The organism is Kitasatospora sp. NPDC087314, from assembly GCF_044744365.1.
Lineage (GTDB): Bacteria > Actinomycetota > Actinomycetes > Streptomycetales > Streptomycetaceae > Kitasatospora.
In genome coordinates this window covers 340,445-366,102 of the sequence record NZ_JBIUYE010000009.1, presented here as the reverse complement: position 1 = coordinate 366,102, position 25,658 = coordinate 340,445, and the positions used below count along the sequence as shown (strand labels likewise).

Below are 25,658 nucleotides of genomic sequence, written 5' to 3'. Positions count from 1 at the left end.
GTGCGCCCACTCTCTCAGGACGTGCCGGCGCAGTAGTCGCCGAGGCCCCGCTCGACCAGGTCGAAGGCGCGGCGGGCCCGGTCGAGGGCGCCGGGCAGGACGTCCGCCGGCTTCTCGCCGGCCAGCATCCGGCGCTGGTTGTCGGTCGTCAGGGTCAGCCGGGTGACGAGCAGTTGGGCCGCCGCGATCTGGGCGGTGAGCTCGTCGTGGGCCGGGTCCTGGGCGAGCAGCTCGTCGGTCAGCAGGGCTCTCGCCCGGGCGTCGAAACCGGCCGTGGCGCGCATCGCCAGCGTCGGGGTGCGGTGGATCAGCCGGACCACGTCCACCACGACCCGGTCGTCGTTCAGGCCGGTGGCCGGGTCGAAGCGTTCGAGCGCCGCGAGGTACTGCTCGCGCAGCGCGATCACCGCCGAGGTGCCCGGGGCGCGTTCGCGCACCACCCGGGCCGACTCGTCGAGGTGCTGCTCCATCGGGCTCATGACCAGGTCTTCCTTGGTGGGGAAGTAGTTGAAGACGGTCATCTTGGAGACCTCGGCGGCGGCCGCGATCTCGGCGACCGAGACCTGGTCGAAGCCCCGCTCGGCGAACAGCCCGACGGCCGTGCGCCAGATCCGGATGGCGGTCTGGATCTTCTTGCGCTCGCGCAGCGGGAGCGCGTCGAGGTCGCGGTCGGGTCCGAGGTCCAAGCCGGTGTGCGTCGCCATGGGGCGACTGTACCAGGATCAAAGATTGACTTGGCAGAACAATGGGCTCAGACGAAGAATTGACCAAGTACAAAAACACTGTCATGGTGGTGGCCTGCCCGCCGGACCGCATCGGTCCGGGCCGAACTCCGTTGACCCTGGGGGACTTTCCGATGGCGACCGCCGTACCGACCACACCCGACCCGGCCGTGATGACCCCGGCCCGGCGCGGCCTGGCCCTGCTGATCTGCCTGGTCACGATCGTGCTGGCCGTGCTCGACATGAACATCGTGTCCGCGGCCACCGTGCCGATCGTCCGCGAACTCGACCCCGTCCACGGCGTCGACCGCCTCCCCTGGCTGGTCAGCGCCTTCGCACTGGCCGCCACCGCGCTGCTGCCGCTCTACGGCAAGCTCTGCGACGTGTACGGCGCCAAGCGCGTGCTGCTCGGCGCGGTCGGCACCTTCCTGCTCGGCTCGGCGCTCTGCGGGGCGGCCCAGTCGATGGGACAGCTGATCGCCTTCCGGGCCCTCCAGGGCATCGGCGGCGGCGGGCTGATGAGCGTCACCATGGTGGTCATCGCCCATCTCAAGGACCCGGCCGAGCGCGGCAGCGGCAAGGGCGGCGCGATGGGCGGGATCGTCGCGGGCATCGGCATGGCGGTCGGCCCGCTGGTCGGCGCGCTGTTCACCGACCACCTCAGCTGGCGCTGGATCTTCTACGTCAACCTGCCGCTCGGCCTGCTCGTCCTGGTCGGCACCGCCCTGGTGATCAAGCTGCCGCCGGCGGCCGGACGGCGTGGTCTGGACTTCCTCGGCGCGACCCTGGTCGCCGCCTTCGCCACCGGGTTGCTGCTGGTCACCGAGTGGGGCGGCAAGGACCACGCCTGGACCTCCCCGGTGATCCTCGGGCTGGCCGCCGCCACCCTGGCCGCGCTCGGCCTCTTCCTGTGGCGCCAGGCCACCGCCGCCGAGCCGGTGCTGCCGCTGTCGCTGTTCCGGATCCGCGAGGTGCGGCTCGGCTTCGCGATCCAGGGCCTGGTCGGGATGGGCATGACCGGCTCGATCGTCTACGTGATGCTCTACCTGCAGATCGCCCGCGGCGTCGCCCCGACCTCGGCCAGTCTCTACCTGATCCCGATGGCGGCCGGGATGACGGCGGTCGGGCTGCTGACCGGCCGGCTGACCGCCCGCGGCCACGCCACGCAGACCTTCCTGGTGGCCGGCGCGGGCTGTGCCGCGCTGGCCCTCGCCCTGCTCGGCCTCAGCGGGCCGACCACCGGGCTGTGGGCGGTGTGCGGCGAACTCGCCCTGCTGGGCTGCGGGCTGGGCCAGCTGATCGGCCAGCTGATCACGGTGGTCCAGGAGGCCGCACCCCGGCACCAGCTCGGTGTCGCGACCAGCGGGATCCGCTTCTTCCAGAGCCTCGGCAGCGCGCTCGGCGCGGCGCTCTTCGGCACCGTGCTGGCCCGGGTCTTCGCGGCGGGCGAGCCCGGCCGGCCGCTCGGCGCCGTCCGGACGCTCGGCGGCGCGGCCCGCGAGCACGCGCTGCGCAGCTTCACGGACGCCGTCGACGTGGTGTTCCTGTCGGCGGGCGGGATGCTGGCGCTGGTCCTGCTGCTCGCGCTGCGGCTGCGGGGGGCCGCGGCGGGGGCGGAGCGGTCCGGGCAGGAGCCGCCGGTGCTCGCGGCCTGAGGGCGGCCGGCGTCGGCGCCCTGAGGGGGAGGGACGGTGCGGGGCCCGGTGGACGGGGTGTCCACCGGGCCCCGCCGCGTTCGGTCAGGCCTCGGACGTCCACTCGGCGGCCAGCAGCGACCAGACCTCCATGTCGTGCCGGACGCCGTTGTGCAGGAAGAACTCGCGCAGCACGCCGTCCAGCTTCATGCCGACCCGCTGGGCGGCGGCCCGGCTGGGGGCGTTGTCCGAGGTGGTCCACCACTCGGCGCGGTGCAGGCCCCGGATGACGAAGGCGTAGTCGAGCAGGTGCCGGACGGCGGCGGTGACCAGGCCGCGGCCCGCGCCGGCGGGCTCCGTCCACACGCCGATCTCGCAGTTGCCGGACTCGACGCCGAACGCCACGAACATCACGCCGCCGACCAGCGTGCCGTCCAGCCAGATGCCGTAGATCCGGCCGGTGTCGGCGGCCTGCTGGTCGGCGTAGCGCTGCAGGGTGGCGCGGGCGGAGGCGAGGTCGGTGGAGCGGGTGGCCCAGGGGATCCACGGGTCGGTGTGGGCGCGGGCGCGGTCGATGTGGGCCAGGAACTCGGCCGCCTGCCACGGCTCCAGCGGGCGCAGCTCGGCGTTCTCGGCAAGCGGTACGGCAAACATGGGCGGGCCTTTCGGGGGATGCGCGGTGCTCGCTGGGAACCATACATAACAAACGTTTGGTATGTACGATGGCCGCCATGACGCCCGCCCGTGGAGACCATGACGCCCGCCGCCTGGAAGTGTCCGAGGGTGTGTGGCGGGTGCTGTCCAGCCGCGGCTTCGAGGGGCTGACCCTGCGCGCGGTGGCCGCCGAACTGGGCGCCTCCACCGGTTTGCTGACGCACTACTTCCCCAGCAAGCGGGCCCTGCTGAGCCACGCGCTGGAGGAGCTCGACCGGCGCTCCGGCTCCCGCCCCCGGCGCGCCGCCCCCGCCGACGGTGCCCCGGTGCCACCCGCCGGGCTGGCCCGGCTGCGGGCCGCGCTGCTCGACATCCTGCCGCTGGACGGGGCGGCGGCGGCCGACAACCGGATCTGGGTCGGCTCCTGGGACGTCGCCCTCGCCGAACCCGAGCTCGCGGCCGCGCACGCGGGCCGCTACGCCCGCTCGCGCGAGGCCCTCGCGGCGCACGTCGCGGACGCCCAGCGGCTCGGGGAGCTCCCGGCCGAGGCCGACGCCGCCGCCCTCGCGGCCGGCGCGCAGGCCTTCGTGCTCGGCCTGGTGGTGCAGGCGCTGTTCGCCCCGGCGGAGTTCCCGTCCGAGCGCCAGGCCGCTCTGCTGGACGCCCATCTGGCCGGGCTCGCGGCCACCGGCTGAGCCGCCGGCGGGGTTGCCGGGCGGGCCGCGGGTCGGGTCTCGGCCCGTGCCGCCGTTCGGGTCGCCGGCGCGCCGCCTGGGGCAATTGTCCCGGGGGCGTGATTCGCCCGGGATTTCGGCTGCGTCCATGACACGCATCGTCACGGGTTATGCGCGGTGGGTGCACGGAATCGGGCGGTCGGTGTACGGGATTTCCGGGCGGTCCGCGGCGGCCGGGCAATGCGGCCGCCGGCCTGGCGGCCTGCGGGAATGGCGGAGTGGTGCCCCCAGCAGGATTCGAACCTGCGACCTACCGCTTAGAAGGCGGGTGCTCTATCCGCTGAGCTATGGGGGCGGGACGGGCTGCGCCCGGGTGGGCGTGACCGTGGCCGGGTTCGGGCGACGAGCGCCGAGGGCGCGCGTGTCCGGCCCCGTACCTGAGGGTGGGGGTGGGGGTTGGTGGGCCCTCGCCCTGTCGGGGACAGGATAAGGGTGTCCAGTTCCTCGGCCGGGTTCGACGACACCGCCGTTGGTGTGTCGGTTCGGTGGAGCGGTCCGATAATCGCAGGTGAACGCCGTGAGTGCAGCGGTCTGGCAGTGTTCCGCGCCGGACGTTGTGCAGTCGTTACGGGGCTGCCGCCTCACCCGTTATGGATTCGGCACGGAGAATGTGCCGCCATCGGTGCGGGAGGGGGGCCGTATTCGGGTTCCTTCGGTCGGATGACGTGCGCGGACGGTCGGCTCCGGGCGTTCCGGGGCGTGCCGGTGGGGGTCGGCGAGCAGCCCGTTTGTTGTCATGGCCGCGATGAGATGGGCGCGAAGGGCTGCTGAAAGGCCGAAATTCACCCCTGCGAGTGACACTTGTTTTCCACAGCGTCGAGTTATCCACAGGATTTCGGAACTCCCTGGCGGGGATTTCCCGTGAAGCGCACTCTCAACGCGCACCGGTCGATTCCGTACGGTGCATCGGCGAGAACGGAGAGTGTGCTGTGAACGAGACGCATGTGACGGTCGTCGGCAATGTCGCGACGGAGGTGAGCTACGGCGAAACGGGGGGCGGGGTGCCGATGGCCAACTTCCGGCTCGGCTGCACCGAGCGCCGGTACGACCGGCAGCGCGAGTGCTGGGTGGACGGCGAGACGCAGTGGCTGACGGTGACGGCCTGGCGGGCGCTGGCGGTGAACCTGATCGGCTCGCTCGCCAAGGGTGATCCGGTGTTGGTGAGCGGTCGGCTGCGGGTGCGGGAGTGGGCCGACGGAGAGGTGAAGCGCACCAAGGTCGAGATCGACGCCCGATCGGTCGGACACGACCTCACTCGCGGTACCTCGGCGTTCCGTTGGGCGGCGGGGGTGCGCGGGCAGCCGCCGGGCGCGGCGGGGCCGGCCGGGGCGCAGGCCGGAGGAGAGGTGGTGCCGGGGTGGATCGCGGACGCGCTGGAGGCGCGGAAGGCCTCGGCGGTGGCCTCGGCGCAGGCGGCCGCGGCCGTGGGGGAGCGGAGCCGGGTGGCCGAGGGGGAGCCGGGAGGTGGCGAGCAGGCTGCGCTGATCTGACTGGTCGATGACCTTAACTGTCGACAAATATGTTGATCGAGACCGTTGTTGCGCCCGCACGCGCAATCTCGTCCGGATAACGAAAAGCGGTGAGGAGATTCTGGCTGATCGTCAGCTTGTGTGGGAACTGAGGGGGTTGATAACGATCCAGATACGGTATCGTCCTGATTTCGCATGGGGGTTTCGGGGCCTGCGGGGCTCAATAGGATTCGTCTGGTTCATACCCCGCAGCGGCGCCACAGGGGGCGCCCGCGGCACGGCAAGTCGGCGGGCTGCCCATCGGCGCGGCCCGGCCCGGAGGGATCCCAGATGTTCCAGAGGCAGGTGCGGAATCTCCCCCGCATAACCACTGTCATGCTCACGACCAGCCTGGCGCTGGGCGGGGGGCTGTTCGCGGCCGGTGCGGCGGCTGCGGCCGGCGCCCCGGGTTCGGGCGTCACCGCGGTCGTCCAGCCGACGATGATCAGCGAGAAGATCGACGTCGACGGCGAGGGCACGGTCGACGGCGGTCTGTTCACCCTCAAGACCGCCGACGGCGAGCTGCAGACCTACTGCATCGACTTCGGCTTCCCGGTCAACATCAACAAGAAGATCGAGTACCAGGAGTCCGACTGGAAGTCGAGCTCCCTCGGTCGCAAGGAGAAGGCGCAGGACGCCGCCAAGATCCGCTGGATCCTGGAGAACTCCTACCCGCAGGTCAAGGACCTGACGGCGCTCGGCAAGACCGTCGGCGTCGACGGCCTGACCGCCGAGGACGCCGCCGCCGGTACCCAGGCCGCGATCTGGAAGTACTCGGACGGCAAGAACGCGACCCCGCGCAACGCCAAGGCCAAGAAGCTGCGCGACTACCTGCTCAGCGACGCCAACAAGGGCATCGCCGCCGAGCCCAAGCCCTCGCTGGCCCTCAACCCGGACTCCGTCTCCGGCAAGTCCGGCGGCAAGCTCGGCCCGTTCACCCTCAGCTCCAGCGCCAGCGAGGTGAAGCTCGCCGTCTCCGGCGACGCCGCCGACAAGGTCAAGCTGCTGGACAAGGACGGCAAGCCGGTCGGTGCCACCGTCGCCGGCCCGATCGCCAACACCCAGCTCTTCCTCGACGTGCCGGCCGGCACCCCGGACGGCGCGGCCGCCCTCAACGCCACCGCCGACACCGTCGTGCCCAGCGGCCGCGTCTTCCTCAGCAAGGGCTACACCGCCGAGGACCACAGCCAGACCATGATCCTGGCCGGCTCCAGCAAGCTCAGCGTCGCCGCCGCCGCCAAGGCCACCTGGAAGCAGGGCAAGGGCGCGCTGGTCGACAGCACCGCCCAGGTCGAGTGCGAGAGCAACGGCGTGCGCGTCGCCGTCACCAACGGCGGTGACGAGGCCGCCACCGTCACGGTCAAGCCGGGCAAGCAGCTGACCGTCCAGCCGGGCAAGACCGAGAGCCTGGTCGTCCAGGTCGCCGAGAAGGCCGCCTACGACATCACCGTCACCGGCCCGAACGGCTACACCAAGGAGTTCAAGGGCGTCCTCGACTGCAAGCCGGTCAGCGCCGTGACCCCGTCCTCCGGCCCGTCGACCCCGGCCGCGAGCGGCACCCCGAGCCCGGCCGCCCCGGCCGGCACCCCGTCGGCGGGCACCCCGTCGGCCGGTGCCAGCACCGCCGCCGCAGCGCACCCGACCCCGGCCGCCAGCAGCTCGGCCCCGGGCACCGGTGGCCTGGCCCAGACCGGTGCCAGCGACTCGACCCCGATCCTCGCCGGCGTCGCCGGTGCCCTGGTCCTGGCCGGTGGCGCCGCGGTCTTCGTCCTGCGCCGCCGTGGCCGCCACGGTCGCACCACCGCCTGAACCGCCTCGCCGGCCCGGAGGCGCTGACCTCCTGAGGCACTGAGGCGACACCCGGCCCGGCTCCCCGCACCCGCTGCGGGGGGCCGGGCCCGCGCGTTTCGGCGGCACGCTGCGGATACCCCTGTGGGGCACCCCGGGCGTTCGGGGCTCCCGGCCGGGTGCGGCACAATGGAAGGCTGCAAGCCGAATACTCCCGACGACGCCGGAGCGATCTCACGTGGCGGAATACATCTACACGATGCGCAAGGTGCGCAAGGCGCACGGAGACAAGGTCATCCTTGACGACGTGACGCTCAGCTTCCTCCCCGGGGCGAAGATCGGCGTCGTGGGCCCCAACGGCGCGGGCAAGTCCACCGTGCTGAAGATGATGGCCGGCCTGGAGCACCCCTCCAACGGCGACGCCTTCCTCTCGCCCGGTTTCACCGTCGGCATGCTGCTCCAGGAGCCGCCGCTCGACGAGTCCAAGACCGTCCTGGAGAACGTCGAGGACGGCGTCAAGGAGATCAAGGGGAAGCTCAACCGCTTCAACGAGATCGCCGAACTGATGGCGACCGACTACTCGGACGCGCTGCTCGACGAGATGGGCAAGCTCCAGGAGGACCTGGACCACGCCAACGCGTGGGACCTGGAGGCCCAGCTGGAGCAGGCCATGGACGCGCTGGGCTGCCCGCCCGGCGACTGGGCCGTCACCAAGCTCTCCGGTGGCGAGAAGCGCCGCGTCGCGCTCTGCAAGCTGCTGCTGGAGGCCCCCGACCTGCTGCTGCTCGACGAGCCCACCAACCACCTGGACGCCGAGTCGGTGAACTGGCTGGAGCAGCACCTGGCCAAGTACGCCGGCACCGTCGTCGCCGTCACCCACGACCGGTACTTCCTGGACAACGTGGCCGGCTGGATCCTGGAGCTCGACCGCGGCCGCGCGATCGGCTACGAGGGCAACTACTCCACCTACCTGGAGAGCAAGCAGTCCCGGCTCAAGGTCGAGGGCCAGAAGGACGCCAAGCGCGCCAAGCGGCTCAAGGAGGAGCTGGACTGGGTCCGCTCCAACGCCAAGGGCCGCCAGGCGAAGTCCAAGGCCCGTCTCGCCCGCTACGAGGAGATGGCGGCCGAGGCCGACAAGATGCGGAAGCTGGACTTCGAGGAGATCCAGATCCCGCCGGGCCCGCGTCTGGGCAGCGTCGTCATCGAGGTGGAGAACCTCTCCAAGGCCTTCGGCGAGAAGATCCTGATCGACGACCTCAGCTTCACCCTGCCGCGCAACGGCATCGTCGGCATCATCGGCCCCAACGGCGCCGGCAAGACCACGCTGTTCAAGATGCTCCAGGACCTGGAGACGCCGGACTCCGGCAAGGTCAAGGTCGGCGAGACCGTCAAGATCAGCTACGTCGACCAGACCCGCTCCAACATCGACCCGAAGAAGACCCTCTGGGAGGTCGTCTCCGACGGTCTGGACTGGATCAACGTCGGCCAGGTCGAGATGCCGTCCCGCGCCTACGTGTCGGCCTTCGGCTTCAAGGGCCCGGACCAGCAGAAGCCGGCCGGCGTGCTGTCCGGTGGTGAGCGCAACCGCCTGAACCTGGCGCTCACCCTCAAGCAGGGCGGCAACCTGCTGCTCCTCGACGAGCCCACCAACGACCTCGACGTCGAGACGCTCTCCTCGCTGGAGAACGCCCTGCTGGAGTTCCCCGGCTGCGCCGTGGTCATCTCCCACGACCGCTGGTTCCTGGACCGGGTGGCCACCCACATCCTCGCCTACGAGGGCGAGAGCAAGTGGTTCTGGTTCGAGGGCAACTTCGAGTCGTACGAGAAGAACAAGATCGAGCGGCTCGGCGCCGACGCCGCCCGCCCGCACCGGGCCACGTACAAGAAGCTGACCCGCGGCTGACACCCAGCCGTCACAGCGGCCCGGCAGACTGCCCTCCGGGGCGGCCTGCCGGGGCCGCGGGCCCGCCGCCACCGCACGGCGGCGGGCGATCGGACGTCGAGGAGAACCCCTGTGGCCCGCCACATCTACGCCTGCCCGCTGCGCTGGTCCGACATGGACGCCTTCGGACACGTCAACAACGTGGTCTTCCTGCGCTACCTGGAGGAGGCCCGGATCGACTTCATGTTCACCCAGGCCGCCGAGGCCGGCGCCGGGGAGTTCGCGGGCGGCTCGGTGGTGGCCCGCCACGAGATCGACTACAAGCTTCCGCTGGTGCACCGGCCGGAGCCGGTCACCATCGAGACCCGGGTGACCCGCATCGGCGGCGCCTCGCTGACCGTGTCCTACGAGATCAAGGACGTCGCCGAGGACGGCACCGAGACGGTGTACGTCCGGGCGTCCACCGTGGTCGTCCCCTACGACCTGGCCGAGGGCCGGCCGCGCCGGATCTCGCCCGTGGAGCGGGAGTTCCTGTCCCGGTTCATGGACGAGGAGCCCGCCGTAGTCGCCGCCTGAGCGCCCACCTCCGACGATTCGAGCTGACCCGCGTTGACCATCACCGCCCGTCTCGCCCTCACCGACGCCGGCGAGGCCGCCGACCTCTCCGCCTTCCTGCTGCGACTGCTGCGCTTCGACCGGGCGGCGGCCGTCCGGTTGCAGGCGGTGGCCCCGGCCGAGGACGACGGCGTGCTGGCGGTCTTCGGGCGGCTGCCGCTGGGCGGTTCGGGCGCGCTGGCGATCCGCACCGCCCGGCTGACCGGGCTGGGCGAGCCGGTCGATCTGACGGTCTCGGCGGGCCAACTGCTGGACGGGGTGGACGGCGAGGCGGGCACCGTCGCGCTGCCCGCCCCGGTGACCGGCCCCGCCTGGGCCGGGCTGCTGCCGCCGCGCACCGGCTGGCGGCCGGTCGGGGCGCCGCCGGCGGCCGAGGTGTACCCCGAACTGATGGCCGGCGTACGGGAGTTCCGAGAGCGCAGCGAGGCCGTCCCGGAGCACCACCGCAGCCGCGCGGTGCTGGACGCGCTGGCCGACGAGATCTGGTCCCGCCCGGTCGCCGCGCTGCCGGAGCTGCCGCTGCGGGCGGTGCACGCGGCGTACGTGATCGGCTTCCTGAAGCCCGGCGCCCCGCTCACCGTGCACCGGGTGGGCGGCTGGCTGCGGCTGAGCGCCCCGGCCGGCTCGGTGGCGGTCCGGACCGTGGCCGCGCCCGGCGCGGGCCTGGGGCTCAGCCCGCTCAGGTAGGACCCGCCCCGGTGGCCGGACCGGCCCCGGTCAGCCCGGGGTGTTGATCATCGAGGCGGCGGCGTAGGTGAGGTAGTCCCAGAGCTGCTGCTCGGCCCCGGCCGGCAGGGCCAGCTCGTCCACCGCCGCCCGCATGTGCTTCAACCAGGCGTCGTGCGCGGCGCGGTCGACCTTGAACGGCACGTGCCGCATCCGCAGCCGGGGGTGGCCGCGCTGCTCGCCGTAGGTCCGCGGGCCGCCCCAGTACTGCATCAGGAACAGGGCCAGCCGCTCCTCGGCCGGGCCGAGGTCCTCCTCGGGGTACATCGGCCGGAGCAACTCGTCCTCGGCGACGCCCTGGTAGAACCGGTGGACCAGTCGCCGGAACGTCGGCTCCCCGCCGACCTGGTCGAAGAAGGTCTCCTCGCTGAACGTGCCTCGCCGGATCTCTGTCACCCGACCATGGTCGCAGACGCCGACGGGGCCGTACACCGGGACCAGAGGCGTACGACCCCGCAGGGCTCAGGCGAGCGGGGAGGCGGTTACGCGTCCTCCCACTTGAACAGCTTCCAGGCGATGCCGGTCAGGACGGCCGCGAAGAGCAGCAGTCCGCCCATGGTGGGCAGGGCGTCCATGACGCCGCCGCCGCGGGTCAGCACCGACTGGGAGGCCTGCACCAGGTACCGCAGCGGCATGACCTCGGAGACGGCCTTCAGCCAGCCCGGTGCGCCGTCCATCGGGAAGAACGCGCCGGACAGGAAGGACATCGGCAGCACGATGACCTGCGAGATGCCGTTGGCCGCCTCCTCGGTCTTGGCGACCGAACCGGCCAGCAGGCCGATCGACATGAAGGCGAGCGTCGCGCAGGCCACCAGCGGGATGACCAGCCACCAGTTGCCGGTGAGCTTGAGTCCGAAGAAGTTCGTGGCGACCACCAGGAAGACGGTGGTCTGGAGCAGGGCGGTCAGCAGCGAGACCAGGATCCTGGAGCTGACGACCGTGCCCGCGCTCACCGGGGCCAGCCGCAGCCGGCGCAGCACCTTGGACTTGCGCCACCCGACCAGGGTCAGTGCGGCACCGAACACCGCGCCGGTGGCGACGGCCCAGCCGAGCAGGCCGGGGGTGAGGAACTGGATCGACTTGAGCGACTTGTCCTCGACCTGCTGGGCGTCCAGCACGTAGGCGGGCGGTTGGCCGGTGGCCTTCTGGTTGGCGCTCTGGACCACCGAGTCGAGGACGCCCTGGACGGCGCCGGCGCGGACCGTGTCGGCGGCGCTGAAACGCAGCTCGACCTTGCCGTCCGGGCCCTGCTTGATCATCGCGTCGTAGTCGCCCTTGCGGACCTTCTCCAGCGTGGCGGCCTCGTCGTCGGTGCGGGTGATGGTGAGGACCTGGTCCAGCCCGGCCCGGTCGCCGCCCTGCATCGAGTCGAACAGCTTCACCGCGCCGACCTGCGCCACCTTGGCGTGCGGGCTGCCGGACCCCTTGCCCAGGCTGCCGAAGAACACCAGGAACACCAGCGGGAAGAGCAGGATGAAGAAGGTCGCGGTGCGGTCGCGCTTCATGCCGAGCAGCATCGCGCGGGACAGGCTCCAGAACGCGCTGACCCGCTCCCGCTCGGCGCTCGCGCCGCCGCCCGATCCGCCGCGCTGGGCGGGGACCTTCGGTTCGGTGGAGGTGCTGGCGGTCATGCGCGGTACTCCCGTCCGGTCAGCTGGAGGAAGACGTCCTCCAGGGTGGCGCCGCGCACTTCGAGGCCGCGCAGCGCGTTCTGCTCGGCCAGGACGCTCAGGACCGGGGCCGGGAGGCGGGTGGAGACGGAGAGCGAGACGCTGTCGTCCTCCAGGGTGGCGATGTCGGCGCCGGCCGCGGTGAGCAGGTCACGGGCGCGCTCGACGGTCAGCTGGCCGGACGCGACGCTGATCCGGACGGTGTCGTCGATCTCGCGGATCAACGTCGCCGGGGCACCGGTGTGCAGGATCTTCCCGTGGTCCATGATCGAGACCCGGTCGCAGAGCACCTCGGCCTCGTCCAGGTAGTGGGTGGTCAGGACGACCGTGCGGCCCTCGTTGTTGATGTCCCGCAGGAGGTCCCAGAGGTTGCGCCTGGCCTGCGGGTCGAGGCCGGTGGTGGGCTCGTCCAGGAAGACGATCTCCGGGTCGTGGGCCAGTGCGCAGGCGATCGACAGGCGCTGCGCCTGGCCGCCCGACATCTGGTCGGTCATCACCTCGGCCTTGTCGGTCAGGCCGACCCGCTCCAGCATCGCGTCGGCGCGCTTGGGGCCGACCCCGTAGAACGACGCGAACGTGCGGATGGTCTCCCGGGCCGTCAGTTTCCGGAAGAACGCGGAGGCCTGGAACTGCACGCCGATGCGCGGCAGCAGTTTCGGATTGCGCGGCCAGGGGGCCATCCCCAGCAGTTCGACCCGGCCTTCGTCCGGCTTGCGGACGCCTTCCAGGATCTCCATCGTGGTGGTCTTCCCGGCGCCGTTGGGGCCCAGGATTCCGTAAAACTCGCCGGCTTCGACGGTGAGTGACACCCCGTCGACAGCCTGCACATCCCCGTACCGCTGACGGATGCCGTCGGCGGATATAGCTGCAGTCATGTGCCCTGAGCCTAGGGCTTCCGGAGGCCCTTGTGCACATCGGAGATGGCGAATTTGCGGATACTTTGAGGAATCGGGAACAAAATGGGCCGGGCGGAAAGTTGAATTCCGCCCGGCCCGGCCGGAGTTCGTGCTGACGATCCTTCAGGCGCGGTGCATGGTGATCGTCGTCCAGGCCCCGATGTGGATCCGGTCGCCGTCGTTCAGCGGTACGGCGGTGTGCGGGGCGATCGGCTCCGCGCCGCCGTTGACGGTGGTGCCGTTGGTCGAGTCCTGGTCCACCAGCACCCAGCTGCCGTCGGCCTGTTCGGCGAGCAGCGCGTGCTGGTGCGAGGCGCCCGGATCCTCCGGCGGCACCGACAGGTCGATCTCCGGTACGGTGCCGCGGTGCTGGCTGCGCCGCCCGATCCGCAGCTGGCCGCGGCCGGTCAGCGGGACCCGCCGCTCGGGGCAGTACGGCGGGAAGAACAGGCCGGCCGCCTCGGGGCCGCTGCGGGCCATCATCTCGGTGAAGTACTCGCGGTCGGCCGAGACCACCGCGATCCAGTTGGTCCGGAGCGGCTCCGCGGGGGCGGCCCCCGGCTGGGGCTGCGGCGGGGCGAGGTGGAACGAGGTGCCGAAGTCGCCGCCGCGGTTGTTCGGGCCGGGCGGCTCGGCGTACACCGGGCCGGAGTCCTCACGGACGGGGGACTCGGGGAACGCGCTCTCCGGCGGAGGGTAGCCGTAGGTGTGCGCGGGCGCGGGGGCCTGCTGCTGGTGCGCCTGGTGCTGTGCCTGTGCCTGGGCATGCTGCGGCTGCTGGTGCTGCGCCTGCTGCGGGACGGGCGGCTGGGCGTGCGGCGGCTGGGCGGCCAGCTGCGGGGCGCCGCCGTACGCCGCCGGGATGTTCAGCGGCGGCGGCTGGGTGTGGCCGCCGGGCGCCGGGACGCCGACGGGCGGCGGTTGGCGGCGCGAGGGCGTGGAGAGCTCGTAGTCGTACCCGCACTCCTCGCAGAACCGCCCGGTCTGCGGGCTGCGGCAGATCGGGCAGACCGCCAGGCCCTCGGTGAGGTTCGGGAAGCCCTGGGCCGGAGGCGGCGGCATCGCGCCGGGCGGCGGGAAGGCCCCCGGCGGCATCGGCGGAGGCGGCAGCGGTGCGCCGTAGGGTGTACCACCGTGCTCCGTGCGCCCGGCGGGTGCCCCGGGCGCGGGGTGGCCCCCGTGCGCCCCCGGATGGGCTCCGTGGGCTCCGGGATGGGCTCCAGGGTGGGCCCCGGGCGGCGTCGGGGCCGGCGGAGTCATCGGGAAGCCGCAGAAGTCGCACCAGTCCTCGGCCTGCGACTCATGGCCCCTCGGGCAGATCGGCATCAGTTCCCCCTCACTTCGAGCCGGCTTGGGGCGGCGTCGCACCGGGCCGTCGGCCCGGTCACGTCTTCAGCGGTCACTTCTTCACACGCACCGTCTTGGTCGACCGGGTCTCAAGGGTCATCGAGTCGGCCTCGCTCACGTTCTTACGGAACCGAACCGTACCCTCCTTGGGGTCGACCACGTCCACCACCTTCTGCAGCAGTTTGTACGTGCCCTCGTTCCCGGTCGCGTGCGCGATCCGGACGGCGGCGCCCAGCTTGGCGGTGGCGGCGTCGACGTCCCCGGCCCGGTGGGCCTCCAGACCCTCCTGGATGGAGGAGGCCAGCTCGGCCTGCCCGGTGTAGTGGGCGACCTGCGGGCTGATCCGGGTGGAGGAGGCCAGGTCGTCCGTCCAGACCGCCTTGACGAGACCTTGGGACAGCACCTCGGGGGTGCCGCCGCCGACCTGCGGGGGCAGCACCAGGCTGATCCGGGCGGCGAGCATCTCGTTGCCGATCGAGGCGGCCGGGACCTCGACGCAGACGTGGTAGTCCCGGCTCTCGTCGCCCCAGGAGCCGGTGGGGTAGTCGCCGGCCCGGGGGCCGGCCTCGGCGCGCCGGTCGGTCAGGTCCTCGACCGCGGGGGCGACCTGCTTGACGAACTTGACCGCGGCGTTGGCCGGGGTCCAGATCCGCAGTGCGACGTCGGCGACCTGCTTGCCCATGGCGCCGGCCATCATCGAGCGGAAGTCCTCGGCCAGGCCGGAGGGTTCGGCGACGATGTCGACGGTGCCGAGCAGCGCCGAGGAGATCTTGCGCAGCTCGTCGATCTTCCAGTCGGTGCCGACGCCGCGGCAGTCGGCGGTGAAGTGGCCGGTGACCCGCTCGACGGCGCGCTCCAGGTCGGCCGCCGACTCGTGCTCGTTGTTGCCGTCGGTGAGCAGGACGGCGTGCCGGATGGCGATGTCGCGGCGGGTCAGGAAGAGCTTGTCTGCCTTGGCCAGCCAGGTGCCCATCGCGGTGCCGCCGGCGGCGGTGAGGCGGCGCAGGGCCTCCTTGGCGTGGCCGCGGGTGGTGGCGGAGGCGGTCGCGAGGGTGCCGTCGCCGGGGTAGATCTCGCGGGCCTCGTGGGTGCCGGCGACCACGGCGAAGGCGGTGCCGTCGCGCAGCGCGTCGATGGCGGCGGCGGTGGCCTCGCGGGCGCCGTTGATCTTGGTCTTGGGGTAGTCCATCGAGCCCGAGCAGTCCACCAGGATCACCACGGCCGCGGCGGCGTCGGCGCCCTGCGGGCCCGCGTCGGTGATGCCGAGCGGACGCCCGCCGGAGGTGCCGCCGCCGGTCGCGGTGACGGTGACGATGGCGTTGACCTCGCGGGCGCCGTCGGCAAGGTACTCGTTCTGGAAGATCTCCACGTCGAACCTGGGCAGGTTCGGCTTCGCCAGTGTTGCCATGGGCCGGTGGCTCCCGTCGGAAGGGTGGTCGGTAGGGATCGGTCGGTGGGGGCCGGCCGCGCGGGCGCGGGCCGGCGGACCGGGCGGCCGCCCGGTGCGGCGCCGGGCGGGGCGGCGTCCGGTCAGGCCGTCGGCGGGTGCGGCGGCTGCGGGGGGACGGTCGGTGCGGCGGGCGGCGCGGGGGGTGCCGGCGGGGCGGGCGGGGGTGCGGCCGGGGGCAGCGGGGCGGCGGGGGAGCCGATCACCGGGAGGTCCGGCAGGGTCGGCTCGTAGTCCTCGTCCTCCTCGACGCCCGTACCCGCCGCGCCCGTACCCGCTGTGCCCGTGCCCGTGCGAGTGCCCGGCAGGGTGATCACCGGCAGGTCGAGCGCGGTGGCGGTGCGGGCGTCCTCCTCCTCGGCGCCGGCGGCCGGCGGGTCGATCGGCAGGACGGCGACGGTGATGTTGTCGTGGCCGCCGGCGGCGACCGCGAACTTCACCAGGGTCTGCGCCGCCGCGAGCGGCTCGGCGCGGGCGTCCGGGCGGACGAAGTACGCCAGGTCGGTGGCCGCCTCGGCGTAGTTCCACAGCCCGTCGGTGCAGATCAGCAGCACCCCGGGGACGTGCGGCGTGAAGTCGAGGGTGTGCGGGACGACCTCCTCGGCGTCGGCGCCGAGCCACCCGGTGATCGCGTGGGCGCGCGGGTCGGCGTACGCCTCGGCCTCGCCCATCAGCCCGGCCTCGACCATCCGGGCCGCCCAGGAGTCGTCCTGGGTGAGCCGGAACGGCTCGGCGCCGGCGCGGTCGTCCGGGATCCAGTAGGCCCGGGTGTCGCCGACCCAGCCGATGGTGATCCGGCCGCCGGACGCTATCGCGCTGACGAAGGTGCAGGCGGGGGCATTGACGTCGGACCGGATGGGCCCGGGGCCCTCCTGGGCGAGGTCGGCGACGGCCCGGGCGGCGTCGGCGACGGCCTGGCGCATCGCGGCGGTGGGTTCGCGGCCGGCCTCCAGGGCGGTCAGCAGTGATTCGGAGGCGGCGTCGACGGCGGTCTCGGAGGCCTGGTCCGGGCGGTCGGAGGAGGAGACGCCGTCGCACACCACGGCGACCACGACCGGCTCGCCGCCGGGCAGCGAGGTGGCGGCGACGGTGAAGGAGTCCTCGTTGCGGTGGTGGCGCACGCCGCGGTCGCTGACCCCGGCGACGCCCGCGAGGGACTTCTCCATGTGGTCGCGCGGGCGCGGCTGGGCGCCGCCGCAGGCCTCGCAGTAGCCGTCGGAGGTGACCTGCGGCAGCCCGCAGTGCGCGCAGAGCGGCCCGTGCTGCGACGGGGTGGCCTCGCTCTGGGTGGCGGTCCAGCTCGCGGGCATCGCGCCCGGGGCGGGCCGGCCGTTCCGGCCGGCCCCGCAGGCGCCGCAGAAGGCGTCCTCCGGGTCCATCGGCTCGGAACAGCTCGGGCACACGGTCTGCTGCGGCATCGGCTACACCCACGTCCTGGGACGGGCGCGGTTGGCCCGTTCCACCATCTCGATCCTGGTCTCGGCCCGGTCGGCCAACCGGGCGAGTACCCGGTAGGACTGTTCCAGGGCGAAGCGCAGTTCCCGTTCCACCGTGGGTCGTCCCAGCACCATGGTGCCGCCGCTCCGCTCGGCACCGGGCGAACCGGCGGTGACCCAGACGAGGGCCGCGCCGAGCAGCTCGACGGCCAGTTCCTCGCGGCGGCGGTCGTCCAGGCGCAGCGCGGTCAGCTGGTCGGAGCTGGCGCCGAGGTCGGCGGCGAGCGGGTCGGTGGCGGGGCGTTCGCGCAGCCGGGCGCGGACGGCCGCGATCCGGGCGGCGGTGTACTGGTTGGAGGTGGCCGGGACGGACTCCAGGACGCGGACGGCGCCGGGCCGGTCGTCCTCGGCCAGGCGGACCCGGGCGAGTCCGAAGGCGGCGCTCAGGTAGGCCGGGTCGGTGGTCCACACCAGCCGGTAGAACTCGGCCGCGTCGCCGCCGTCCTCGAGGAGTTCGGCGCAGATGGCGAGGGCCAGCTTGGGGGCGGCCTCGCCGGGGAAGGCGTCGTAGACCGCGTCGAAGGCCTCGGCGGCGGCGCGCAGCCCGGCCTCGTCGGGCGCGTCCGGGCCGTCCGCGGCGCCGACCAGGGCGACCAGGCCGCGGTACCAGACGACCCGCCAGTCGTCCGGGTGCTCCTGTTCCAGGGCGTCGAGGGCCTCCGCGGCGGCGGTGCGGCGGCCGAGTTCGAGCTGGGCGCGCAGTTCGCGCAGCCGCCGCTCGACGGAGTAGGCGGGGGCGCCGGCCAGGGCGGCGAGCGCCTCCTCGGGGTCGGTGGCGAGCAGGGTGGCGAGGAAGCCGGCGTTGGGGTCGGCGGGGTCGACGCGCGGGACGGGCAGGGCGAGGGCGGCGGCGGCCGGGTCCAGGGCGGCCAGCCTCAGTTGCCCGGGCTGCTCGGTGGGCATGACCAACTCGGTGTCCACGACGCGCAGTTCGGGGCCGAACAGGGTGGACATGGCGGGCCGGGGCCGCTCGTCCTGGAGCGCGAGGATCTCGCGCAGCACGCCGGTGAGCTGGTCGGCCATCTCCTCGGCGGAGGAGAACCGGCGGGCCGGGTCCGGGTCGGTGGCGCGCACCAGGAAGCGGTAGTACGACTCGTAGCGGGCGAAGACCTCGACGTCCTCGGGGCCGGGCAGGGTCTCCCGGTAGGTGCTGCTGTAGCCCTGGAAGTCGAAGGTGAGCACCGCGAGGGTGCGGGCCACGGTGTAGAGGTCGGAGGCGGGGGAGGGGCCGTGGGTGGCGATCTCCGGGGCCTGGTAGCCGATGGTGCCGTAGATCGGGCCGTCGTGGTCGAGGCGGCAGACGGCGCCCATGTCGATGATCTTGAGCGCGTCGCCGCTCTGGATCACGTTGTCGATCTTGAAGTCGCAGTAGATCAGGCCCCGGCTGTGCAGGTACCCGAGCGCCGGCAGTGCCTCCAGCGCGTACGCGATCGCCTGCTCGACGGGCAGCGGCTCGCGCCGGCCGTCCGGGGTACGGCGGTCGTTGGCGATGTCCTTGAGCGACTTGCCGCCGACGTACTCCATCACGATGTAGCCGTCGGTGGAGCCGGAGCCCGGGTCCAGGTGCTCGGCGAAGTTGATGATCCGGACGATGTTCGGGTGGTCCACCTCGGCCAGGAAGCGGCGCTCGGCGACGGCCACGGCCAGCGCGTCCTCGTCCCCGGTGTCCAGCAGGCCCTTCAGGACCACCCACTTGTCGTTGACCCGCCGGTCGATCGCCAGGTAGATCCAGCCGAGCCCGCCGTGCGCCAGGCAGCCCACCACCTCGTACTGGCCGCCGACCAGGTCCCCGCGGCGCAGCTTGGGCGTGAACGAGTACGGCGTGCCGCACTGGGTGCAGAAGCCGTCCGGGCGGCCCGGCCGGCCGTTCTTCTCCCGGCCCACCGGGGTCTCGCACTTGGAGCAGAACCGCTTGCGCTCCGGCACCTCCGGGTTCTCCAGCACCGCCAGCGACGGGTCGGCCGTCTCGACGGTCGGCACCGTCACCAGGCCGGCGCCCAGCCGGTTGCGGGTTCCCGCGCTGACGCTGCCGCGGGTGCTGCGCACCGAGACCGAGCGGCTGCTGCCGGTGCGGGTCGAGCGGTGCGAGCGGGAGCGGCCGGACATCGAGCGGGCCGAGCCGGTGCGGGAGGACATCGAGCGGATCGAGCCGCTGCGCGCCGAGTCGGTGGAGACCCGGGCGGAGGGCACGTAGGGCTGGGTGACGCCGGTGTCGCCGCCGGGCGGGGTGAGGCCGCACTCGTCGCAGTAGCCGTCGGCGTCGATGGTGCCGGAGCAGTCCCGGGGGCAGGGCGTGCCGGGGCCCGCGGCGGCCGGGGCCGCCTTGACCGCGGTCGGGGCCACCACGGCGCCGGTCGAAGCCACCGCGGCGCCGCCGGCCGGGGCGAGCCCGCACTCGTCGCAGTAGCCGTCCGCGTCGATCCTGCCGCTGCCGGAGCACTCCGGCCTCACGCACGTCTCGCCCATCAACCTCAGCCCCCCTGAACCTGTCCGTCGACCGGCGTCGGGCCGGTCGTCTCCTGTGCGGCCTCGGCCTGCGCCGGCCGCAGCGACTGCTGGAAGCGGGCCACCGCGGCGGCCGCCGCCCGCAGGTCGCAGGGCGCGCTCCACAGCAGCCAGCGCGCCTTCTCGTACCGCTCGATCACTTCCGGGTCCTCGGAGACCCGCAGCCGGGCGGCCATCGCCTTGTAGGCGTCCAGCCGGCCGCGCAGTTCGGCGCGGACGGCCAGTGGCTGGGTCACCTCGGTGAGCGACTGCCGGGCCCGGGCCAGCTCCTTGGCGGCGGCGTCCTCCAGCGTCTCCAGCAGCGGCGCCAGCCGGCCCCACTGCCCGCCCTGGCGCAACTCCAGGGCCGTCACGATCCGTTCACGCAGCGCCGAGGCGGGCCCGGGCACCGCCGGGACGTCGCTGGCGGCTATCTTCGCCAGCACCTCGCCGCGCGCCCGGCGGGCCTCGGCCAGGGTGGCGTCGGCCCGCTGGAGCAGGTCGCCGACGCCCTGCAGGCGCTCCTCGGCGTCGTCGCGCAACCGCAGCAGGTCCTCCAGTTCCAGCCGGACGCCGTCCAGCGCCCGCCCGGCCCGGTCGAACCGCTCGGTGTCGACCATCCCGGCGGGCGTGGCGAACGTGCCGCCCTCGGGCACGGTGCCGCGCTGGGCGGGCACCCTGGCCGGGCGCCACAGCGCCAGCGGGTCCTCGCGCACCTCGGTGCGCAGCCCGGTGAGGTCGGCCTCCAGGCCGGTCAGGTCGTCGCCCAGCGGGTGGGCGCCGGCCCGTACGCCGAGCGAGGCGGCCAGGTTCCGCACCCGGTGGAGTTCGGCCAGCAGCAGGTCGATCCGGGCGGGCAGCGCGGACCAGACCGCGTCGGCGGCGCTGACCACCTCCAGCACGGTGGCGTACCAGGAATTCATCCGGGACATCAGCGCGTCCAGGCTGATCCGCTCGACCAGCCGGGCGGGCGCGCCGAGCAGCTGCGGGCCGTCCGGCAGCGCGCCGCCGGGGACGGTCACCGCGTCGCCGGTGAGCAGTTCGCTCAGCTCGGCGAGTTCGGGCGCGCCGGGCTTGGCCTTGCGGGCCCGGACGGCGCGGGCCGAGGCGAGCGCCTCCGCGTAGCGGTCGAACAGCGCCCAGAGCAGCGGTAGGCCCTTCCCGGCGACGGACCAGCGCTCCAGCGTGCGCCCGGCCAGTTCGGCGCCGTCGAGCAGCCGCAGCCCAGGGTGGTCCTGCAGGGCGAGCAGCGCCGACTCGACCGCGTCCCGCTCCGCGCCGAGGCGCGCCAGCGCGCGGTCCACCTCCTCCCGGCTCAGTACCGGGCCAGCCGAAGCCGCCAACGCCGTGTCCTTCCTCCTCGCGTGCGATCCGGACGTGCGATCCCACGACAACCCCCGTGCCCACCACCGGTCTCCCCGTGGTGATCGTCCCGAACCCTAGCCGGTGACCGTTCGGGCCGGACGGGCGCGGGGCGTCAAGACCGCGTCAACGGCCCGGTGGCGCCCCGCGCCCGTCCGGTCAGTGCGGGACCGGCCAGTAGTGGTCGGCCTCGTTGAGCATGTACGGCTTGAGCCAGTGCTCGTACGACAGGCGCCAGGCGCCGCTGCCGTAGTAGTCGGCGAGCACCTGGTTGACCCGGGCGGTCAGGTCGGGGCTGGTCTTCAGCATGGCGACGCCGATCACCTCGGGCTGCACCTCGCCGTCGACCACCCGCACGGTCTGGTCCTGGGCGGCCTGACTGGCGGCCAGGCCGTCGTCGGTCATGGTGGCGTCGATCTTGCCGAGCTGCATCAGGACCAGGCAGTCCAGGTGGTTCTCCACCGTGACGACCTGTCGGGCGGTGTTCTTGGCCGCCAGCACGGTCGAGGCCGTGGAGCCCTTGGCGGCGCACACCGTCCTGTCCTTGATCGCGTCGTCGATGCCCTTCGCGGTGGACGCCTTCGGCACCAGCACCCGCTGGCTGATGTTGAAGTACGGCTTGGAGAAGGCCACGTCCTTCATCCGGTCGCAGTTGATGGTCATGGTGCGGACGATCAGGTCGACCCGGCCGCCCTTGATGGCGTCGACCCGGTCGGCGGTCGCCACCGGCTTGAGCACCACCTTGTCGGGGTCGCCGATGACGGCGGCGCCGATCGCCCGGGCGAGGTCGATGTCGAAGCCCTCGATCTGACCGGTGTTCGGGTTGCGGGCGCCCCAGCGGTAGCTGTTCTGGTCCACGCCGATCACCAGGCTGCGCTTGGCCTTGATCGCCTTCACCGCCGGGCCGTCCTGGGTGCTGGGCGGGACGCTCGTGTAGATGTCGCAGGGCTCGGCCTGCTCCTGCCGGACGGCCTGCGGTGCCGTGGCCTGGCGGGCCGCCTGGCCGGTCGCCGGTGCGGCGCCGGAGGGGTCGCCCCCGCCGACCACGGCCGCGACGGCCGTCAGCAGTGCCAGCGCCGCGGCCGGCCTGGTCCGTACGGTCCTGTTGCGCATCTGTCCGTTCCCCCCTCTACCGGTACTCGGCCAGTCGTCGGCCCAGGCCGCGCAGCGCGGCGGCCGCGGCCACCAGGCCGAGCACCGCGGCCGCGGCGGCGGCGGTGCGCAGGTCGGTGTCGACGTCCTTCGCGGCGGCCTGGAACCGCTGCTGTTCGACGACGGCGGCCTGCGCGAGCGCCTGGTCGGTGGCGTTGAAGGCGCTGTCGGCGGTGGTGGGGGAGTCGGTGGCCGTCACGGTCGCGTCCAGGGCGCGCTGGTAGTCGGCGTCGTCGATCTCCAGCTTCCGGGCGGCGCCGTGCCGGTCGTACCAGACGCCGTACTGCGTGCGGGCGTCGTCGAGGGCCTGCCGGGCCTGGGGCGGTGCCAGCCGCAGGGCCTCCGGCAGGGAGCCGGCCCGCCGGTCCGCCGGCGCGTCCTTGGGCACGTCGCCGGACAGGTGGTCGGTGGCCTTCGTCCACTGGTCCGCGTACTTGCTGGTGGAGCCGCGGGCGACGAAGTTCAGGTTCTCCGCCAGCCGGGCGGTCAGCACGTCCACCCGGGCGGTGTTGAGCGCCCGCAGCGGGGTCGCGCCCTCGCGGTCGCTCTGCTTGAGCGCCGCGCTGGCGGTGAGTCCGGTGACGGTCAGCCAGAGCCCGCCGGCCAGGACGGCGGCGGTGGCGCCGAGCAGTCCCGGGTTGAACACCCGGTTGGTGCGGCGGAACAGCGTCAGCTGCACCCAGAGCAGCGCCCCGAGGGTGATCACCGCCAGGCCGTACGCCGCCCACGGCACGGACTTGGCCGCGGCGTAGTCGTTCGCCAGCTCCCCGTTCTCGGTCGCGGACAGCTCGGCGGCGGCCGGCAGCAGCACGGTCTGCATCTGCTCGGAGGCGTACCGCAGGTAGGCGCCGCCGAGCGGGATGCCCTGCCGGTTGTCCGCCCGGGCGCTCTCCACCAGGCCTGAGTAGACCGGGAGTTGCTGGTTCAGCCGGGTGAGCGAGCCCTGCGCGGGGGAGGTGGCGGTGGTCCGGGCGGCGGCGTCGGCGATCAGCTTGGCGGCCTTCGCGAGGTCCTGCTCGTAGCGGTCCCGGACGCCCTTCGGCTCGGCCCCGGCCAGCAGGAAGCCGGTCGCCGCGGTGGTGTCGGCGTCGGCCAGCGAGCGGTGGATGTCCGCGGCGGCCTGGCTCAGCGGCTGGCTGTACGAGACGACCCGCTCGGCGGCCTGCGCCCTGGTCTCCAACTGCCAGGCGGTCAGCCCGCCGAACGCCACGGTCAGTACCGCGAGCACCGCCCCGGCCAGCCGCAGCCGGCCCGGCGCCGTCCGGGTGGCCCGTGCCAGCCGGCCCCGCAGGCCGCGCGGCGCCGGCCGGGCCGCCGAGGGCCGTGGTGCCGGCACGCCGCCCGGGCCGGGCGCCGGTGCGCCCGGCCCGACCGGTGCGCCCGGCGGACGACTCGGCCGTGCCGGGACTACGGCGCTCGGTGCGCCGCTACCTCCTGGTGTCGCCACCCGCCTCATCCTCCCCTGGGGCCGGGCCCGCTGTCCGGGGCCCGGCCGATGCCAGCAGTATGGCCGTGACTCCCCCCGGCCACACCCGACTTGCGCCGATCTTGAGCTTGTCCCGCGCGGTTCCCGCGTGCGTGCCGCGCGGTCGCCGCGCGCTGTTCGAGGCCCGCCGCTCGGATGCGGGGCGGGCGGCGAACCCTCCGACGCCGGTTGCACCCTATGCGGTTCCCCCGACAAGCCGGAACGGCGAGGTCCGATTGTTTCGGGCACCCCTGCCGTGACGGCGCCGTGCCGGCGCCGCGACGCCGCCGTTCCCGGCCCGGTCGGTGCGCCCGGTACGGCGGGGCCCCTCCGTACGATGGGCACCATGCGCCTGCTTGGAACGATCTCGCCCGACCGCCCGCTGCTCGTCGTCGCCGTGCGCGAGGAGGCCGCCCACCTCGACGACCGGCTGCCCGTCCTGCTCACCGGAATAGGGAAGATCAACGCCACCGCCGCGCTGGCCACCGTCCTCGCCCAGGGCGAGCGGCCGTCCGAGGTGATCAACCTCGGTACCGCCGGTGCGCTGCGCCCCGGCTGGGAGGGCACCCACCACGTCGTCCAGGTCATCCAGCACGACCTCGACACCCCCGCCCTGTACGCGCTCACCGGCCGCAGCTACGGCGCCCCGCTGGTGATCGGCAAGGGCGAGGGGCCGGTGCTGGCCACCGGGGACCTCTTCGTCTCGGACCCGGCGGCCCGCGACCGGCTCGCCGAGCACGCCGACCTGGTCGACATGGAGGGCTACGCCGTCGCCGCCGTCGCGCACCGCGCCGGAGTCCCGGTCCGCCTGGTCAAGCACGTCAGCGACGAGGCCGGCGAGGGCGCGAGCCACAGCTGGCGCGAGTCGGTCGACGAGTGCGCCCGCCACCTCGCCGACTGGGTGACCACCCAGGGTTGGTGATCAGCCGTCAGATGGCACGTGAGCGAGGAGACCGGGCGGCACGCCGGGCACGCGGACAACATCCGCGAGCAGCTGGACGGCGCCGTCGGGCGCTGACCGGCCCCACGGGTGGGAGGGCGGCCGCCCTCCCACCCGCACCGGTCAGTCGCGGAACGCCGAGAGGTCCAGCGCCGCCAGCCGCTCCGGGTCGGTGAGCACGTCGATCGTCGCGATCGCGCCGTCCACCACCGTGAACGCCATGATCGACAGCGCCCGGCCGTTGTCGCCGATCACCACCGCGCCCGCGGCGCCGTTGACCAGTGCCGGGCGGGCGAACGGTGACAGCCCGCCCCACAGCACGGCCTGGCCGGCCACCGTGGCGGCGCCCGCCAGCACCACCGTGTGCCGGGCCCGCACCCCGCCGCCGTCCGAGCGCAGCACCACGTCCGGGTCGAGCACCGCCACCAGCGCGTCCAGGTCGCCGCCGCGGGCGGCCGCGAAGAAGGCGTCCACGGCCGCCCGTTGACGGCCCAGGTCCGGATCGGGCGCCGGCGCCTGCCCCTGCACCCGGCGGCGGGCCCGGCTGGCCAGCTGGCGGGTCGCGGCCGCCGTCCGCTCGATCAGCGGGGCGATCTCGTCGAACGGCACCGCGAACAGGTCGTGCAGCACGAAGGCGACCCGCTCGGCCGGCGACAGCGACTCCATCACCACCATCAGCGCCAGCCCCACCGAGTCCGCGAGCAGCACCTCCTGCTCGGGGTCGACCACGCCCTCGCCGCGCAGCAGCGGGTCCGGGATGCGCGGCGCGCCCGCCGCGCCCGTCTCGTCCGACGGGCCCTCCAGCGGCTCCTCGCGGCGCAGCGCCCGGGCGCGCAGCAGGTTCAGGCAGACCCGCGAGACCACCGTGGTCAGCCAGCCGGCGAGGTTCTGCACGTCGGCGGTGTCGGTGCGGTCGTACCGCAACCAGGCCTCCTGGACGGCGTCCTCGGCCTCGCTGATCGAGCCGAGCATCCGGTACGCCACGGCCCGCAGCCGAGGCCGGTGCGCCTCGAAGAGCGCCGCCCGCGCAGATTTCTCGTCCACCGTGTCATATTCCTTCGTCGCCGGGGGTCAGAGCAGCAGAAGCCACCAAACAACGCTGCGGCGAGCAGATCAACTCCCCTCAACTCCCCGTC

The 25,658-nt window shown here is 73.4% G+C and carries 21 protein-coding genes, 1 tRNA gene and 1 pseudogene; 9 read left to right on the top strand and 14 right to left on the bottom strand.

From position 1 onward, the window contains the following. Positions 1 to 14 precede the first annotated feature (14 nt). A complete protein-coding gene (locus ACIO5E_RS21905) occupies positions 15 to 704 on the bottom strand; it encodes a TetR family transcriptional regulator (protein WP_400670281.1) in 690 nt (229 codons plus the stop codon). A gap of 152 nt (positions 705 to 856) precedes the next feature. On the opposite strand from ACIO5E_RS21905, the gene ACIO5E_RS21900 reads away from it, so the two are divergent. Continuing rightward, positions 857 to 2,377 carry an MFS transporter gene (locus ACIO5E_RS21900; protein ID WP_400670278.1) on the top strand — a complete coding sequence of 507 codons (1,521 nt, stop codon included), beginning with the start codon at positions 857 to 859 and terminating at the stop codon, positions 2,375 to 2,377. An 84-nt stretch (positions 2,378 to 2,461) separates the two neighbouring features. Here the strand turns inward: ACIO5E_RS21900 and ACIO5E_RS21895 are convergent, their stop codons facing one another. After that, positions 2,462 to 3,010 (bottom strand): GNAT family N-acetyltransferase, encoded by a 549-nt coding sequence (locus tag ACIO5E_RS21895; protein WP_400670276.1) that lies wholly within the window; start codon positions 3,008 to 3,010, stop codon positions 2,462 to 2,464. Positions 3,011 to 3,087: 77 nt separating this feature from the next. Between ACIO5E_RS21895 and ACIO5E_RS21890 the strand changes: the two genes are divergently transcribed. Next, entirely contained in the window at positions 3,088 to 3,705 is a 618-nt protein-coding gene (locus ACIO5E_RS21890; RefSeq protein WP_400670274.1) for a TetR/AcrR family transcriptional regulator, read from the top strand. A gap of 258 nt (positions 3,706 to 3,963) precedes the next feature. Here the strand turns inward: ACIO5E_RS21890 and ACIO5E_RS21885 are convergent. Continuing rightward, positions 3,964 to 4,039: transfer RNA gene (locus tag ACIO5E_RS21885), tRNA-Arg, on the bottom strand. Positions 4,040 to 4,673: 634 nt separating this feature from the next. Between ACIO5E_RS21885 and ACIO5E_RS21880 the strand changes: the two genes are divergently transcribed. From ACIO5E_RS21880 to ACIO5E_RS21860, 5 genes are all read left to right on the top strand, one after another. Further along, positions 4,674 to 5,234 carry a single-stranded DNA-binding protein gene (locus ACIO5E_RS21880; protein ID WP_400670271.1) on the top strand — a complete coding sequence of 187 codons (561 nt, stop codon included), beginning with the start codon at positions 4,674 to 4,676 and terminating at the stop codon, positions 5,232 to 5,234. A 354-nt stretch (positions 5,235 to 5,588) separates the two neighbouring features. Further along, entirely contained in the window at positions 5,589 to 7,061 is a 1,473-nt protein-coding gene (locus ACIO5E_RS21875; RefSeq protein ID WP_400670268.1) for a Cys-Gln thioester bond-forming surface protein, read from the top strand. Between the two features lie 217 nt (positions 7,062 to 7,278). After that, on the top strand, positions 7,279 to 8,943 hold the full coding sequence (gene ettA, locus ACIO5E_RS21870; protein WP_400670266.1) for an energy-dependent translational throttle protein EttA: 1,665 nt from the start codon (positions 7,279 to 7,281) through the stop codon (positions 8,941 to 8,943). 111 nt (positions 8,944 to 9,054) lie between these two features. After that, positions 9,055 to 9,498 carry a thioesterase family protein gene (locus ACIO5E_RS21865; RefSeq protein WP_280684348.1) on the top strand — a complete coding sequence of 148 codons (444 nt, stop codon included), beginning with the start codon at positions 9,055 to 9,057 and terminating at the stop codon, positions 9,496 to 9,498. 33 nt (positions 9,499 to 9,531) lie between these two features. Further along, positions 9,532 to 10,224: a hypothetical protein gene (locus tag ACIO5E_RS21860; protein WP_400670263.1), complete on the top strand. Its 693-nt coding sequence runs from the start codon at positions 9,532 to 9,534 to the stop codon at positions 10,222 to 10,224. A 30-nt stretch (positions 10,225 to 10,254) separates the two neighbouring features. Here the strand turns inward: ACIO5E_RS21860 and ACIO5E_RS21855 are convergent, their stop codons facing one another. From ACIO5E_RS21855 to ACIO5E_RS21810, 10 genes are all read right to left on the bottom strand, one after another. Continuing rightward, positions 10,255 to 10,659 (bottom strand): globin, encoded by a 405-nt coding sequence (locus ACIO5E_RS21855; protein WP_280684351.1) that lies wholly within the window; start codon positions 10,657 to 10,659, stop codon positions 10,255 to 10,257. Between the two features lie 86 nt (positions 10,660 to 10,745). After that, positions 10,746 to 11,894, bottom strand: a complete 1,149-nt coding sequence (locus tag ACIO5E_RS21850; protein ID WP_400670260.1) for an ABC transporter permease — start codon at positions 11,892 to 11,894, stop codon at positions 10,746 to 10,748. Further along, positions 11,891 to 12,808: an ABC transporter ATP-binding protein gene (locus ACIO5E_RS21845; protein ID WP_280684355.1), complete on the bottom strand. Its 918-nt coding sequence runs from the start codon at positions 12,806 to 12,808 to the stop codon at positions 11,891 to 11,893. Before ACIO5E_RS21845 ends, ACIO5E_RS21850 begins: the two co-directional genes overlap by 4 nt. A gap of 144 nt (positions 12,809 to 12,952) precedes the next feature. Then, positions 12,953 to 13,924 carry an FHA domain-containing protein gene (locus tag ACIO5E_RS21840; RefSeq protein ID WP_400670256.1) on the bottom strand — a complete coding sequence of 324 codons (972 nt, stop codon included), beginning with the start codon at positions 13,922 to 13,924 and terminating at the stop codon, positions 12,953 to 12,955. 304 nt (positions 13,925 to 14,228) lie between these two features. Then, the gene (locus ACIO5E_RS21835; protein WP_400670254.1) at positions 14,229 to 15,584 is read right to left on the bottom strand and encodes a VWA domain-containing protein; all 1,356 of its coding nucleotides are present in this window, start codon (positions 15,582 to 15,584) and stop codon (positions 14,229 to 14,231) included. 122 nt (positions 15,585 to 15,706) lie between these two features. Continuing rightward, a complete protein-coding gene (locus tag ACIO5E_RS21830; protein ID WP_400670252.1) occupies positions 15,707 to 17,041 on the bottom strand; it encodes a protein phosphatase 2C domain-containing protein in 1,335 nt (444 codons plus the stop codon). A 3-nt stretch (positions 17,042 to 17,044) separates the two neighbouring features. Continuing rightward, on the bottom strand, positions 17,045 to 19,585 hold the full coding sequence (locus ACIO5E_RS21825; protein WP_400670249.1) for a tetratricopeptide repeat protein: 2,541 nt from the start codon (positions 19,583 to 19,585) through the stop codon (positions 17,045 to 17,047). A gap of 5 nt (positions 19,586 to 19,590) precedes the next feature. Further along, complete coding sequence (locus ACIO5E_RS21820) at positions 19,591 to 20,946, bottom strand: hypothetical protein (RefSeq protein ID WP_400670246.1); 1,356 nt, start codon at positions 20,944 to 20,946, stop codon at positions 19,591 to 19,593. 178 nt (positions 20,947 to 21,124) lie between these two features. After that, positions 21,125 to 22,078 (bottom strand): glutamate ABC transporter substrate-binding protein, encoded by a 954-nt coding sequence (locus tag ACIO5E_RS21815; RefSeq protein ID WP_400670243.1) that lies wholly within the window; start codon positions 22,076 to 22,078, stop codon positions 21,125 to 21,127. Positions 22,079 to 22,094: 16 nt separating this feature from the next. Then, positions 22,095 to 23,453: a hypothetical protein gene (locus tag ACIO5E_RS21810; protein ID WP_400670241.1), complete on the bottom strand. Its 1,359-nt coding sequence runs from the start codon at positions 23,451 to 23,453 to the stop codon at positions 22,095 to 22,097. 475 nt (positions 23,454 to 23,928) lie between these two features. Here ACIO5E_RS21810 and ACIO5E_RS21805 point away from each other — a divergent pair, with 475 nt between their 5' ends. After that, positions 23,929 to 24,504 (top strand): nucleosidase, encoded by a 576-nt coding sequence (locus tag ACIO5E_RS21805; RefSeq protein WP_400670239.1) that lies wholly within the window; start codon positions 23,929 to 23,931, stop codon positions 24,502 to 24,504. Between the two features lie 3 nt (positions 24,505 to 24,507). Then, positions 24,508 to 24,600: pseudogene (locus ACIO5E_RS21800) on the top strand (DUF664 domain-containing protein); the annotation flags it as partial. A gap of 45 nt (positions 24,601 to 24,645) precedes the next feature. Here the strand turns inward: ACIO5E_RS21800 and ACIO5E_RS21795 are convergent. After that, positions 24,646 to 25,566, bottom strand: a complete 921-nt coding sequence (locus ACIO5E_RS21795; protein WP_400670237.1) for a sigma-70 family RNA polymerase sigma factor — start codon at positions 25,564 to 25,566, stop codon at positions 24,646 to 24,648. Between the last annotated feature and the right edge of the window lie 92 nt (positions 25,567 to 25,658).

Excerpts from the sequence above, each read along its gene's own strand:
- ACIO5E_RS21905 (WP_400670281.1), bottom strand. The coding sequence starts at position 704 with ATGGCGACGCACACCGGCTTGGACCTCGGACCCGACCGCGACCTCGAC.
- ACIO5E_RS21835 (WP_400670254.1), bottom strand. The coding sequence starts at position 15,584 with ATGGCAACACTGGCGAAGCCGAACCTGCCCAGGTTCGACGTGGAGATC.
- ACIO5E_RS21900 (WP_400670278.1), top strand. The coding sequence starts at position 857 with ATGGCGACCGCCGTACCGACCACACCCGACCCGGCCGTGATGACCCCG.
- ACIO5E_RS21895 (WP_400670276.1), bottom strand. The coding sequence starts at position 3,010 with ATGTTTGCCGTACCGCTTGCCGAGAACGCCGAGCTGCGCCCGCTGGAG.
- ACIO5E_RS21830 (WP_400670252.1), bottom strand. The coding sequence starts at position 17,041 with ATGCCGCAGCAGACCGTGTGCCCGAGCTGTTCCGAGCCGATGGACCCG.
- ACIO5E_RS21815 (WP_400670243.1), bottom strand. The coding sequence starts at position 22,078 with ATGCGCAACAGGACCGTACGGACCAGGCCGGCCGCGGCGCTGGCACTG.
- ACIO5E_RS21805 (WP_400670239.1), top strand. The coding sequence starts at position 23,929 with ATGCGCCTGCTTGGAACGATCTCGCCCGACCGCCCGCTGCTCGTCGTC.
- ACIO5E_RS21875 (WP_400670268.1), top strand. The coding sequence starts at position 5,589 with ATGCTCACGACCAGCCTGGCGCTGGGCGGGGGGCTGTTCGCGGCCGGT.
- ACIO5E_RS21845 (WP_280684355.1), bottom strand. The coding sequence starts at position 12,808 with ATGACTGCAGCTATATCCGCCGACGGCATCCGTCAGCGGTACGGGGAT.
- ACIO5E_RS21850 (WP_400670260.1), bottom strand. The coding sequence starts at position 11,894 with ATGACCGCCAGCACCTCCACCGAACCGAAGGTCCCCGCCCAGCGCGGC.
- ACIO5E_RS21890 (WP_400670274.1), top strand. The coding sequence starts at position 3,088 with ATGACGCCCGCCCGTGGAGACCATGACGCCCGCCGCCTGGAAGTGTCC.
- ACIO5E_RS21840 (WP_400670256.1), bottom strand. The coding sequence starts at position 13,924 with ATGCCGCCGGGGGCCTTCCCGCCGCCCGGCGCGATGCCGCCGCCTCCG.
- ACIO5E_RS21825 (WP_400670249.1), bottom strand. The coding sequence starts at position 19,585 with ATGGGCGAGACGTGCGTGAGGCCGGAGTGCTCCGGCAGCGGCAGGATC.